This is a genomic window from Perlucidibaca aquatica (genome assembly GCF_001676655.1).
GTDB lineage: Bacteria > Pseudomonadota > Gammaproteobacteria > Pseudomonadales > Moraxellaceae > Perlucidibaca > Perlucidibaca aquatica.
Map to the genome: position 1 here is coordinate 498,679 of NZ_LZDB01000001.1, position 12,554 is coordinate 511,232.

At 61.2% G+C, this 12,554-nt stretch carries 9 protein-coding genes; 8 read left to right on the top strand and 1 reads right to left on the bottom strand.

What is annotated here, in order from left to right; translation table 11 throughout:
- The first annotated feature begins 103 nt into the window (after positions 1-103).
- Complete coding sequence (locus A8710_RS02490; RefSeq protein ID WP_068857885.1) at positions 104-1,567, top strand: flavin-containing monooxygenase; 1,464 nt, start codon at positions 104-106, stop codon at positions 1,565-1,567.
- Positions 1,568-1,581: 14 nt separating this feature from the next.
- Entirely contained in the window at positions 1,582-2,520 is a 939-nt protein-coding gene (locus A8710_RS02495) for an alpha/beta hydrolase (RefSeq protein ID WP_082968605.1), read from the top strand.
- Position 2,521: 1 nt separating this feature from the next.
- On the opposite strand, the gene A8710_RS02500 is transcribed toward A8710_RS02495, so the two are convergent.
- Positions 2,522-3,574, bottom strand: a complete 1,053-nt coding sequence (locus A8710_RS02500; protein ID WP_068857886.1) for an AraC family transcriptional regulator — start codon at positions 3,572-3,574, stop codon at positions 2,522-2,524.
- A gap of 206 nt (positions 3,575-3,780) precedes the next feature.
- On the opposite strand from A8710_RS02500, the gene A8710_RS02505 reads away from it, so the two are divergent.
- From A8710_RS02505 to A8710_RS02530, 6 genes are all read left to right on the top strand, one after another.
- Positions 3,781-4,944, top strand: a complete 1,164-nt coding sequence (locus tag A8710_RS02505; protein WP_068857887.1) for an isovaleryl-CoA dehydrogenase — start codon at positions 3,781-3,783, stop codon at positions 4,942-4,944.
- A gap of 19 nt (positions 4,945-4,963) precedes the next feature.
- Positions 4,964-6,769, top strand: a complete 1,806-nt coding sequence (locus A8710_RS02510) for an acyclic terpene utilization AtuA family protein (RefSeq protein WP_068857888.1) — start codon at positions 4,964-4,966, stop codon at positions 6,767-6,769.
- 10 nt (positions 6,770-6,779) lie between these two features.
- A complete protein-coding gene (locus tag A8710_RS02515; protein WP_068857889.1) occupies positions 6,780-8,405 on the top strand; it encodes an acyl-CoA carboxylase subunit beta in 1,626 nt (541 codons plus the stop codon).
- 13 nt (positions 8,406-8,418) lie between these two features.
- A complete protein-coding gene (locus A8710_RS02520; protein ID WP_082968633.1) occupies positions 8,419-9,294 on the top strand; it encodes an enoyl-CoA hydratase/isomerase family protein in 876 nt (291 codons plus the stop codon).
- Positions 9,291-11,318 (top strand): acetyl/propionyl/methylcrotonyl-CoA carboxylase subunit alpha, encoded by a 2,028-nt coding sequence (locus tag A8710_RS02525; protein ID WP_068857891.1) that lies wholly within the window; start codon positions 9,291-9,293, stop codon positions 11,316-11,318. The genes A8710_RS02520 and A8710_RS02525 overlap by 4 nt, the downstream gene beginning before the upstream one ends.
- Before the next feature lie 127 nt (positions 11,319-11,445).
- Complete coding sequence (locus A8710_RS02530) at positions 11,446-12,519, top strand: Fic family protein (RefSeq protein ID WP_068857892.1); 1,074 nt, start codon at positions 11,446-11,448, stop codon at positions 12,517-12,519.
- Positions 12,520-12,554 lie beyond the last annotated feature (35 nt).

Below are 12,554 nucleotides of genomic sequence, written 5' to 3' on the forward strand. Positions count from 1 at the left end.
TCGGCAACGGGAACGATGAAATTTTGTGCGTAACAGCGAAAAAATTGGCATTTTCCAGTACCCTGCGCGCCAAATTTGCTGTGTTTAACCTGAGGAAGAACAGATGTCCGCTGTCCCGATGCATGATGTGATCATTATTGGAACCGGTTTTGGTGGCCTTGGTATGGCCATTCAGCTGCAGGAAGCTGGCATTAATAATGTCTTAGTCCTTGAAAAGGCAGCCGATGTGGGTGGTGTTTGGCGCGATAACCGCTACCCCGGTGCAGCCTGTGATGTGCCATCTCACCTGTATTCGTACTCATTCGCCCCGAATGCGCGCTGGTCGCGCAAGTTTGCCCAGCAGCCGGAGATTCATCAGTACCTGCGTGAATGCGCTGAGCAATACGGTCTGCGCAAGCTCATCCGCTTTAATACGGAAGTAGTGGCGGCGAGTTTTTCGGCTGAACAGGGGCTGTGGACCTTAACAACAGCTAACGGTGAGCAGCTACAGGCTCGCGCCGTGGTGTCTGCAGTGGGTCAGCTGAACCGGCCCGCGATTCCCCGTATTGACGGCATAGAGCAATTCCACGGGCAGGTCATGCACTCGGCCCAATGGAATGATGATGTGGTGCTGGCAGGCAAGCGCATTGCCGTGATTGGCACCGGTGCAAGTGCCATTCAATTTGTGCCGAAGATCGTGCCTAAGGCCAAGAGCCTGGTCTTGGTGCAGCGTTCTGCGCCCTACGTGATTCCCAAGCCCGATCGCGCCTATTTAGCGGCTGAAAAAGTGATTTTTGAACGACTGCCCAAATTTCAGTTGGGTAGCCGTCTGTGGCAATACCTAGGCCATGAGCGTAATGCGCTGGCCTTTACCGTCTGGGACAAGCTGATGGCGCTGCCTGCTTGGCAGTTCCGCAGCAACCTGAATAAGCACATTAAGGATCCGGAGCTGCGTGCGAAGTTAACCCCGGACTATCCCATGGGTTGTAAGCGCATTCTGATTTCGAATGACTACTATCCCGCGTTGGCGCAACAGCATGTCACCGTGACCACGCACGGTGTGACTCACGCTGACGCCACCGGTGTTGTTACGGCGGATGGTGTGCACCATGAAGTTGATGTGATTATTTACGGCACGGGCTTTAAAGCCACCGAGTTTTTGTCGCCAATGAAGATCACCGGCTTGCAGGGTCAAGATTTGCATGCGCGCTGGCAGGGTGGTGCAGAGGCTTATTTAGGCTTAACCGTGAGTGGCTTCCCGAACTTCTTCATGATGTACGGGCCCAACACCAACTTAGGCCATAACTCCATTGTGTATATGTTGGAGAGCCAGATGAACTACATTCGTCAGTGCGTACAGAAGTTGCAGAAAGAGCAATTGAAGTATCTGGATGTGAAGTCTGCGCCTATGGATGCCTTTAATCAGGACCTACAGGCACATCTACATAAAACCGTGTGGGATGGCGGCTGCAAAAGTTGGTATGTCAACGAGTCCGGCAAAAACACTGCAAACTGGTCGGGCTTTACGCTGGATTACCGTTTTCGCACCAGCAAGCCCAACTGGTCACACTACACCGTCGCAAAATAAGAGAGGAAGCAGGTATGCAGCGTATTGATCATCGGCCGCAGCTCAGTGGTCTGGCTCAGTGGAAAAGCCAGGTGGCGCGGCGCGTGCTGCCATTGGTGATGCGCAGCAGTATCCGTCCGTTATGGGGCAGCCGTGTCTCGGTGCAGTGGCAACGCAATATCACGGAGGCATTGCTGCGCAATGGCTGGGTGCCTAGGCAGGCGGTGATCGGTGAGACGCGGTTGGGGCAGCAGGACACCGAGGTCATCACGCCGCGTGAGGGCAGCACCGATCAAGTGGTGTTCTTCATGCACGGCGGTGGCTATGTGGTGTGTTCGCCGCGCACCCATCGCCCGATGACCTCGCGCATTGGTTTGGCGCTGAAGGCCACCACTTATGTGCCGCATTATCGTTTGGCGCCGGAGCATGTGTTTCCAGCGGGTTTGGACGATGCCCTAGATGCCTATCGTGGCCTGCTGGATCGTGGCGTTAACCCGGCGCGTGTGGCACTGATGGGGGATTCCGCCGGCGGCGGTTTGGCGCTGGCGCTGGCACTGTCCATCCGCGATCAAGGCTTACCTCTACCGGGAAAAATGGTGCTCATTTCTCCCTTTATTGATTTGACCTTGTCGGGTGAAAGCTTGCAGCGTAATGCTGAGGCGGACCCCATGCTCAGCTTGGATTGGATTTACGCGAAAACGCCGATGTACTTGGGCTCGACGGCGCCAGATCACCCCTTGGCGTCACCGTTATTTGCTGATCTGAAAGGCCTGCCGCCCACGTTGGTTCAAGTCGGCACGGAAGAGATTCTCTTCAGCGACTCAGAGCGTCTCGCCGCGCGTGCCGCCGACATAGGTTGGGACCTGACGCTGAGTGTCTGGGATGGCCTTTTCCATGACTTCCAAATGATGGGCGATATTTTGCCGGAAGCCGACCAAGCCATCGCCGAGATCGCGGCGTTTGTGAAAGGCTAAGCTAGTCGGTTGCAACGACTCGTTTGCGCGTGCGTGCCCGGTAATCGCCGGGCGTCATGCCGGTCCACTGGCGAAACGCTTTAATAAAGACCGTGGCTTCGCGAAAGCCGACTTGCTGTGCCACGCTCTGGATTGGCGTTTGCGTTTGCCTTAACAAGGTCATGGCCTGATCTCGACGCAGGCCATCCTTGATTTCCTGAAAACTCGTGCCTTCGTCGAGCAGCTTGCGGCGCAACGTGCGCCCGGTCATGAAAAAATCGGCGGCAACGGCATCCAGCCCCGGTAATTCCCGGCCTTCCCCTTGCAGCAGACGGCTGCGCACGCGGTGACCGAAGCTGCCTTGAAACACCGGCTTGATGAAAAATCCCAGCGGCAATTCGCGGATCAGCGCCTTCAGCTCTTCGCGGCTGCGGGTGATGGGCAGGCTGAGCAGGCGGGCATCAAACACCAGCGTGGTTTCGGCGTGGGCAAAGTGGTGTGTGCAGGGATAGAGCTGATGATACTCAGCGACATGAGCCGGTGCCGGGTAATCGAAGGTGGTTTCGCTGAGCAGAATGCGGCGGTTAATCAGCCAGCAGGCAAAGCGGTACCAACACAGCAGAATGGTTTCGTTGAGCACATGGCCCGTGTCGAGCTCGGGTCGGCGCAGGCGCAAGACAAAGTGTGCCGTGCTCGGCATATCCGGCATGGATGCAGGCTCTTCCCGCAACGTCAGCGTAATCTCGTCGGTCAGCACGCGGTAAAAGTGACAACCATGGCGCAGCGCCTCGCCCAGCGTTTCGGCATTGAGGGCGGTGTGCATCATCAGTGGAAAGGTGCCGACGCGGCTGGGAAATTCCGTGAAGCCCATGAACTCATCGCCGCTCCGGCGCCAGAGTGCGCGCATCAGATTGGCAAACTGCACGGGTAACAAGCGGCCTGCCGGGTCATCGAGTAGCGCCGCGCTAATACCCGCCTCGTGCAGCAAGGCGTCGCCGTCATGGCCAGCGCTGTGGGCACGTTGCAGCATGGCTTGTGCAACATGCAGCGAAACGGTGTGATGCAGCGGATTCATCGCGGGCTCTCGGTGCCTGGGCTGTGTTGGGGTTTGTATGTCCCATTAAATCGGTGAAATGGCAGTTTATTCCCGATTCAGTCAAGGATAACCGACTTTCATGTCCGATTTTGTCGATTAAATTGCCGTTTTTCTCATTGCCGCTCTGCGGCCGTGCGAACACACTCGGAACCCGTCAGTCACCACCTTTTTCACGGGCTCCCACCATGCATTTTCCCTCTTTGAATCATGACCTCGGCGAAACCATCGACGCTCTGCGCGATGCCGTGCGCCAGTTTGTTGCTGCTGAGATTGCGCCGATCGCCAATGAAGTCGATCGCAGCAATGAGTTTCCGATGCACCTGTGGCGCAAGTTCGGCGACATGGGCCTGCTCGGCATCACGGTGGAAGAAGAGTACGGTGGGGCAGGGCTCGGGTATCTCGCACACACCGTGGTGGTCGAAGAAATCTCGCGCGCCTCGGCAGCCATCGGCATGTCTTACGGTGCTCACTCCAATCTCTGCGTGAACCAGATCCGCAAGAACGGCACCGATGCGCAGAAGCGCCAGTATCTGCCGAAGCTGCTGACCGGCGAGCATGTCGGCGCGTTGGCGATGTCGGAGCCGAATGCGGGTTCGGACGTGGTAAGCATGAAGCTGCGTGCCGAGCTTAAGGGTGACCGCTACATTCTCAATGGCAACAAGATGTGGATCACCAACGGCCCGGATGCCGACGTGCTGGTGGTCTATGCCAAGACCGACGTCAATGCCGGCCCGCGTGGCATCACGGCGTTCATCATCGAGAAAGGTTTCAAGGGTTTCAGCACAGCGCAGAAGCTCGACAAGCTCGGCATGCGCGGCTCCAACACCTGCGAGCTGGTTTTTCAGGATTGCGAAGTGCCGGTCGAGAATGTACTCGGCCAGCTTAACGGCGGTGTCCGCGTGCTCATGTCCGGCCTCGATTATGAGCGCACCATCCTCAGCGGCGGTCCGCTCGGCGTCATGGCAGGTTGTCTCGATGTGGTGCTGCCCTATATCCACGAGCGCAAGCAGTTCGGTCAGGCCATCGGCGAGTTCCAGCTCATGCAGGGCAAACTCGCCGACATGTATGTCGCGCTCAACACCAGTCGCGCCTATGTCTACACCGTCGCCAAAGCCTGTGATCGCGGCGAGCCAGCACGCAAAGATGCCGCCGCTGCCATCCTCTATTCCGCCGAGCAGGCGACCTGGATGGCCGGGCAGGCGATCCAGTGCCTGGGTGGCAACGGCTACATGAATGAAAACCCGGTCGGCCGTTACTGGCGCGATGCCAAGCTCTACGAAATCGGCGCCGGCACCTCGGAAATCCGTCGCATGCTGATCGGCCGCGAGCTGTTTGGCGAAACCCTCTGACACGCCATCTGGAGCAGGCATGAAATCCATCCGTATCGGTTGCGCATCCGCCTTCTGGGGCGACACCAGCACCGCCGCCGAGCAGCTCGTCCAGCACGGCAAGCTCGACTATCTGGTGTTCGACTATCTCGCCGAAGTCACCATGTCCATCCTCGCCGTGCAGCGCATGAAGGACCCGGCACAGGGCTATGCCCGTGACTTCGTCGATGTCATGACGCCACTGCTGCCGGCCGTGAAGGCGCAGGGCATGAAGGTCATCAGCAATGCCGGCGGCATGAACGTCGGCGCCTGCCGCGATGCCTTGCAGGCGGCTGCGGTCGCGGCCGGCATCACGCTGCGCATCGCCGTCGTCGAGGGCGATGACCTGACTGCGCGCCAGGGCGAGTTCCGCGAAGCCGGCATCACCGAGATGGATACCGGCGCGGCCTTTCCGGGCATGCTGGTGAGCATGAACGCCTACCTCGGCGCGCCGGCGGTGGCCGAGGCGCTGAGGCAGGGTGCCGATATCGTCATCACCGGTCGTGGTGTCGACAGTGCCGTTGCCCTCGGTCCGATGATGCACGAGTTCGGCTGGTCCGCGACCGACTACGACAAGCTTGCCCAGGGCTCGCTTGCCGGCCACGTCATCGAGTGTGGCGCGCAGTGCACCGGCGGCAATTTCACCGACTGGGAAACGGTCTCCGACGGCTACGAGAACATGGGCTTCCCGTTCGTGGACATCCGTGAGGATGGGTCCTTCCTGGTCGGCAAGCCCGAGGGCACGGGTGGTGCGGTGACGGTGGGCACGGTCGGCGAGCAGATGCTCTACGAGATCGGCGACCCGCGCGCTTACCTGTTGCCGGATGTGCGCTGCGACTTCACTACCGCGACGCTGGCCCAGGTCGGCCCGGATTCGGTGCTGGTGCAAGGCGCACGCGGCTTCGTGCCGCCAGACACCTACAAAGTCTCCGGCACCACGCCGCGCGGCAACCGCATCACGGCAACTTTCCTGATGGGCGGCCGCGATGCCCCGGCGAAAGCCGCACGCGTGGCGCAGGCGCTCATCACCAAGTGCGAAAAGCTGTTCGAAGCCAAGGGCTGGGGCCCGTTCGGCGAAACCAATGTCGAGCTGCTTGGCGCGGAAACCATGTACGGCCCGAACGCCCGCGCCGGTGCGCTGGCCACGCGCGAGGTGGTGGTGAAGATCGCCGCCAAGCATCGCGAGAAGGCCGCGCTGGTGTTGTTCTCCAAGGAGCTGGCGCAGGCCGCGACCGGCATGGCGCCGGGCCTGACCGGCTACTTCGGTGGTCGTCCGAGCGTGCAGCCGGTGGTTCAGCTCTGGTCCTGCAAGGTGCCCAAGCGCGATGTCGCCATCACCGTCGATTTTGAGGGCGTGCGCACGCCGGTGGTCGTGGTCGAGGGTGCGCCGTTTGATCCAGCCGCGCTGACTCCGCAGCCGGTCGGCGAGACTTGGGTGGCGACGGCCGATGCCGTCAATGTGCCGCTGATCAAGCTCGCCATCGCCCGCAGCGGCGACAAGGGCGACCACGGCAACGTCGGCGTCATGGCGCGTGATCCGGCGTATTTGCCGTATCTGCGTGCGGCCCTCGGCGAGCAGCGCGTGGCTACCTACTTTGCGCACCTGATCTCGACCACCAAGCCGGTGGGTTCGGTGTCGCGCTGGGAGCTGCCGGGTAGCCACAGCTTCAACTTCCTCATCCGCCATGCCTTGGGCGGCGGCGGCATCGCCTCGCTGCGCACCGACCCGCAGGGCAAGTGCTTCGCGCAGATGCTGCTCGATATCGACATTCCCGTGCCGCCCGCTGTCGCGGCATCGCTGACCTGAGACTGACAACATGACTGTGCTCGAATCCCGAATTAATTCGCAGGACGAACTCTTCCGCGCCAACCGCGACGGCATGCTGGCCGCCGTCGCCGCCCTGCGTGAAGTCGAAAGCAAGGTTCGCGGCTCGGAAGAGAAAGCCCGCGCCAAGTTCCACAAGCGCAAGCAGATGCTGCCGCGCGAACGCCTGCATCTGCTGCTCGATCGCGGCTCGCCATTCCTCGAGCTGTCCACCCTGTGCGGCTACAAGATGCACGACGACCGCGACGGCTCGCTGGCTGGCGGCAACATGATCGCCGGCATCGGCTATGTCGAGGGCGTGCGCTGCCTGATCGTGGCCTCCAACAGCGCCATCAAGGGCGGCACCATGACGCCCTGGGGCGTGCAGAAGACGCTGCGCCTGCAAGAGATCGCGCTGCAGCAGAAGCTGCCCGTGGTGTCGATGATCGAGTCCGGTGGCGCCAACCTGATGTATCAGGCCGAGCTGTTCATCCCCGGCGGACGCACTTTCGCCAACCAGGCGCGGCTGTCGGCGGCGGGCATCCCGCAGGTCACGGTCGTGCACGGTTCGTCGACGGCAGGCGGTGCTTACATGCCGGGTCTGTCGGACTATGTCGTGATGATCCGCAAGCAGGCCAAGGTCTTCCTCGCCGGCCCGCCGCTGTTGCTCGCCGCCACCGGCGAAGTGGCCATCGATGAAGATCTGGGCGGTGCCGAGATGCACACCCAGCTCGCCGGTACTGCCGAATTTCTCGCCGAGAACGACGCCGACGGCATCCGCATGGCGCGCGAGATCGTGCGCAGCCTGAACTGGAATGCCGACAAGCCGGCCGTGCCGCGCGTGCCGGTGCGCGCCCCGCTGTATGACATCGAGGAAGTTTGCGGCGTGGTCTCGGCCGACTACCGCAAGCCCTTCGATCCGCGCGAAGTCATCATGCGTTTGGTCGATGCCTCCGAGTTCCTCGAGTTCAAGAACGAATACGACAAGCAGACCGTCTGCGGTCGCGCCGTCATTGATGGCCATCAGGTCGGCATCATCAGCAACAACGGCCCGATCACCACGGCCGGTGCCACCAAGGCCGGCCAGTTCATCCAGCTCTGCTGCCACGCCAACATCCCCATCGTGTACCTGATGAACACCACCGGCTACATGGTCGGCTCGGCGTCGGAGCAGGGCGGCATCGTCAAGCATGGCTCGAAGATGATCCAGGCCGTGGCCAATGCCACCGTGCCGCAGATCACCATCGTCATGGGCGGCTCGTTTGGCGCCGGCAACTACGGCATGTGCGGTCGCGGCTTCGGCCCGCACTTCATCTTCGCCTGGCCGAACAGCCGCACCGCCGTCATGGGCGGCGAGCAGGCCGCCAAGGTCATGTCGGTGATCACGCGTGAGAAATGGAACAAGGAAGGCCGCGCCATCGGCGAGCAGGAAGAGTTCATGCTCAATGCCCTGGAGCAGCAGATCATCGGCAAGTTCGACGAGGACGGCCATGCCTTCGCGGCATCCGCGCGCCTCTTCGATGACGGCCTGATCGACCCGCGCGATACCCGTCGCGTGCTCGCCTTGACGCTGTCCATTTGCCGTGAAGCTCCGTTGCGCACCGTGCGTCGCAACAGCTTCGGCGTGTCGCGATTCTGATCGGGAGATGACCATGAGCTTTCCTCAAACGAACCAGATCCGTCTCGATTTCGACAGCGCGCGCGGCCTGCTGCGCCTGACCCTGAACCGGCCTGATGCCCGCAATGCGCTCAACCCGGAGATGGTCGCCGAGCTGATCGCCGTCTTCCGTCATCTGCACGAGCGCGCCGATGTGCGCGTGGTGCTGATGCGCGGTGCCGGCGGCCATTTCTGCGCCGGTGCCGACCTCAAGGGCGTCTTCAGCGATGTTGCAAAACCGTTGGCGCCCGGAGTGGCTGACCCTATCGTGGCGGTGAATCGCTCCTTCGGCGAGATGCTGCGTTCGGCAGCGGCCATCCCGCAGGTGCTGGTGACTATCTGTGAAGGCGGCGTGCTCGGCGGCGGCTTCGGCCTTGCCTGCGTGTCTGATATTGCCTTCGCCCATGTCGACAGTAAGTTCGGCATGCCCGAGACCTCGCGCGGCCTGCCGCCGGCGCAGATCGCGCCATTTGTGGTCGAGCGCATCGGCCTTACGCAGGCGCGCCGTCTCTGCCTGACCAGCGCCCAGTTCAATGGCCGCGAGGCGCTGCGCCTTGGCCTCGTGCACGAAACCTTTGCCGATGAAGCCGAGCTAGCCGAGCGCCTCGGTCTGACGCTGACGCAGATCCTGCGTTGCGCGCCGGCCGCGAATGCGCGCACCAAGCAGATCCTGCTTAGCGTCGGGCACATCGACCCGGACGCCGTGCTCGATCAGGCCGCCGCGCATTTCGCCGCCTGTGCCCGCAGCACGGAAGCGCCGGAAGGCATCGGTGCCTTTTTGCAGAAGCGCGAGGCGAACTGGGCCTCCACGATCACGGCGGCGGATGCTGCCGCTCTTAACCCCAACCTTTCGCAGGAGCCGTCGGCATGAGCCGTTTCGACACTGTTCTCATCGCCAACCGTGGCGAGATCGCGGCGCGCATCATCCGTGGCTGCCGCGCCGCCGGCTACCGCACCGTGGCCGTCTACTCGGAAGCTGACCGCGATGCCCTGCATGTGCGCGAAGCCGACACCGCCGTCTGTATCGGCCCGGGCCCGGTCGGCGAGTCCTACCTCTGCATCGACAAGCTAATCGCCGCCGCGCAGCAGAGCGGTGCCGGCGCCGTGCATCCCGGCTACGGCTTCCTGTCCGAGCGTGAAGCTTTCGCGCAGGCGGTGCAGGATGCCGGGCTGGTGTTCATCGGGCCGGACCCTTTCGCCATCGAAGCCATGGGCAACAAGAGCGCGTCCAAGGAACGCATGATCGCCGCCAACGTGCCCTGCGTGCCGGGCTACCAAGGCGCGGGTCAGGATGACGATCTGCTGGTCGCGGAGGCTATCAAGGTCGGCCTGCCGGTGATGGTCAAGGCCGCATCTGGCGGCGGTGGTCGTGGCATGCGTCTGGTGCACGAAGCGTCCGAGCTCAAGGCCGCCATCCAGTCCGCGCGCAGCGAGGCGCAGAATGCCTTTGGCGATGGCCAGCTGCTGATCGAGAAGGCCGTGCTGCAGGCGCGCCACGTCGAGATCCAGGTCTTCGGCGACCGTCACGGCAATGTCGTCTACCTCGGCGAGCGCGACTGCTCGGTGCAGCGTCGCAACCAGAAAGTCATCGAAGAAGCGCCATCGCCAGCGGTCAGCGAATCGCTGCGCGCCCGCATGGGCAAGGCCGCAGTCGCCGCTGCCAAGGCCGTGAACTATGTCGGTGCCGGCACCGTCGAGTTCATGCTCGCCGCCGATGGTCATTTCTACTTCCTGGAGATGAACACGCGCCTGCAGGTTGAACACCCTGTCACTGAGATGATTTATGACCTCGACCTCGTGGCCTGGCAGCTGCTGGTCGCTCAGGGCGAGCCGCTGCCGCTGACGCAGGTTGAGCTTGATGAGCGTCGTCACGGCCACGCCATTGAAGTGCGTCTCTGTGCCGAAGATCCGGCGCGCGGTTTCCTGCCGCAAACCGGCAAGATCCTCGCCTGGCAAACGCCGACTGGCCCCGGCCTGCGCGCCGACCACTGCGTCATCGAAGGCGGCGTCATCTCGCCGTACTACGACTCGCTGCAGGGCAAGCTCATCGTCTGGGGCGAGACGCGCACGCAGGCGATCAAGAAGCTCATCGCCATGCTCGCCGATACCGCCTACCTCGGCCTCGCCAGCAACCGCGACTTCCTGATTCAGCTGCTCTCGCACGACGAGTTCCAAGGCCCGGGCGTGACCACCGGCTTCATCGCCGAACACTTCCCAGCTGAGCGCATCACCGCGCTGGCCGAGCCAACACCGGCGCATCGCGCGCTGGCGGCGGCGCTCATCGTGCATACGGATGCCCAGGCGCTGCAGCAGAAAGGCGAGCTCGATAGCACCTTGCTGGGCTGGCACAGCGCCAACGGCACGCCGGTTTTGCTCAAGCTGCGTCACGGCGAAACGCAGGTCACGCTCGATGTTGAAGTCACGGCCTTCGGCGAATACACCGTAACGGTCGATGACAGCGAAGCAGCGGCCGAGGCTGTGCGCATCGTTTCCGTGCAAGGTTGCCGCGTTGATTACCTCGCGCATGGCCGTCGCCAGCACGCTTGGTTCGCACGGGGAGCCTCTGCACAGGGCGCTCAGCTTTGGCTCGCCAATGCCGATGTCGCGCAGCCGCTCACCACCTGCTTCATCGATGCCACCTACGAGCCGGCACAGACCGTCGAAGCCGGCAGCGATGGCCGCATCCTCGCGCCTATCGACGGCAAGGTGGTCAGCGTTGCTGTACAAGCTGGGCAGAAGGTAGCCAAGGGTGACTTATTACTGGTGCTGGAAGCCATGAAGATGGAGTTCCGCCTGCAGGCCCCGGTGGCCGGCATGGTCGAGCTGGTGACGGCGAGTGCTGGCGCACAGGTTGGCTTAAGGCAGTTGTTGGTGCAGATCACGCCGGCGGGGTGAGGTTTAGCGGCTTATGCGTGCACAATATGTATAGAAAATCCGATTTTCTATACATATTGCGGTGGTCGTGTATAGAATCAAGTAGTTTCTATACACGAGCCCTGTTGCAGGGTGCAGGGATTTTGCCATGACCGCATTACTACCGCTGCAAGCCTTGAACCCTGCGCGTTTCGATACGCCAGTCATCCTGAAGCGATTGGCTGTTAGCAGCCGGAAGCTGGCTGAGCTGAAGGGTGTTGCGGCATCCATCCCGCATCAAGGCATCCTGATCAATACGCTAGGCTTGCAAGAGGCTAAGGATAGCTCGGAAATTGAAAACATCATCACCACACATGATGAGTTGTTCAAGCAAGATGTGGCGCTAGTATCCAATCCGGCAGCGAAAGAGGTTCATCGCTACCGTCAGGCCTTGCGGCGCGGCTATGAGCTGGTACAGAGCACGCAGCTCATGACTACCAACCACATTATTGAGATGCAGGCCGAGCTGGAGCACAACCAAGCCGGGTTGCGGAAGTTGCCGGGCACTGTCCTGAAAAACAGCCAAGGACTTACGGTTTATACACCGCCTCAGCATCCTGACGAGATTATTCGCTTGATGGGCGATCTTGAGCGCTTCATGAATGACAGCGCCGACTTTGATGTTGACCCACTGATTAAAATGGCGCTGATGCACCACCAGTTCGAATCTATCCATCCGTTCTATGACGGCAACGGCCGCACCGGTCGCCTGCTCAATGTGCTCTATCTCGTCAAGGAAGGCCTGCTTGATGTACCGGTGCTATACCTGTCGCGGCATATTGTGCGCACCAAGGCCGACTACTATGCGCTGCTGCAAACAGTGCGCGAAAACGATACTTGGGAAGCGTGGGTGCTGTACATGCTGGAAGCTGTGGAGCAGACGGCGGGCCAAACCATCAATACGATTCACGCTATTAAGACGGCGCTATTCGACTACAAGCATCGCATCCGTGAACAGTTCAAGTTCTATAGTCAGGATCTGATCAATAACCTGTTCACGCACCCGTATACCAAGGTCGAGTTTGTGCAGCGAGACCTCAAAGTGTCGCGTTTGACGGCAGCTAAGTACCTTGATGCATTAGCGGATGGCGGATTTGTGCAGAAGCAAAAGATTGGTCGCAGCAACTATTATGTCAATGTTGCCTTGAGTGCGATTCTTATGGATACGAGTTTAGCCAAGTGATGTATTCACCGCTGAGAGGGGGCATATGACTTATC

What these genes read in the sequence shown, in the direction of transcription:
- A8710_RS02530 (WP_068857892.1), top strand. Translation starts at nt 11,446, where the DNA reads ATGACCGCATTACTACCGCTGCAAGCCTTGAACCCTGCGCGTTTCGAT.
- A8710_RS02500 (WP_068857886.1), bottom strand. Translation starts at nt 3,574, where the DNA reads ATGAATCCGCTGCATCACACCGTTTCGCTGCATGTTGCACAAGCCATG.
- A8710_RS02495 (WP_082968605.1), top strand. Translation starts at nt 1,582, where the DNA reads ATGCAGCGTATTGATCATCGGCCGCAGCTCAGTGGTCTGGCTCAGTGG.
- A8710_RS02510 (WP_068857888.1), top strand. Translation starts at nt 4,964, where the DNA reads ATGAAATCCATCCGTATCGGTTGCGCATCCGCCTTCTGGGGCGACACC.
- A8710_RS02505 (WP_068857887.1), top strand. Translation starts at nt 3,781, where the DNA reads ATGCATTTTCCCTCTTTGAATCATGACCTCGGCGAAACCATCGACGCT.
- A8710_RS02490 (WP_068857885.1), top strand. Translation starts at nt 104, where the DNA reads ATGTCCGCTGTCCCGATGCATGATGTGATCATTATTGGAACCGGTTTT.
- A8710_RS02525 (WP_068857891.1), top strand. Translation starts at nt 9,291, where the DNA reads ATGAGCCGTTTCGACACTGTTCTCATCGCCAACCGTGGCGAGATCGCG.
- A8710_RS02520 (WP_082968633.1), top strand. Translation starts at nt 8,419, where the DNA reads ATGAGCTTTCCTCAAACGAACCAGATCCGTCTCGATTTCGACAGCGCG.
- A8710_RS02515 (WP_068857889.1), top strand. Translation starts at nt 6,780, where the DNA reads ATGACTGTGCTCGAATCCCGAATTAATTCGCAGGACGAACTCTTCCGC.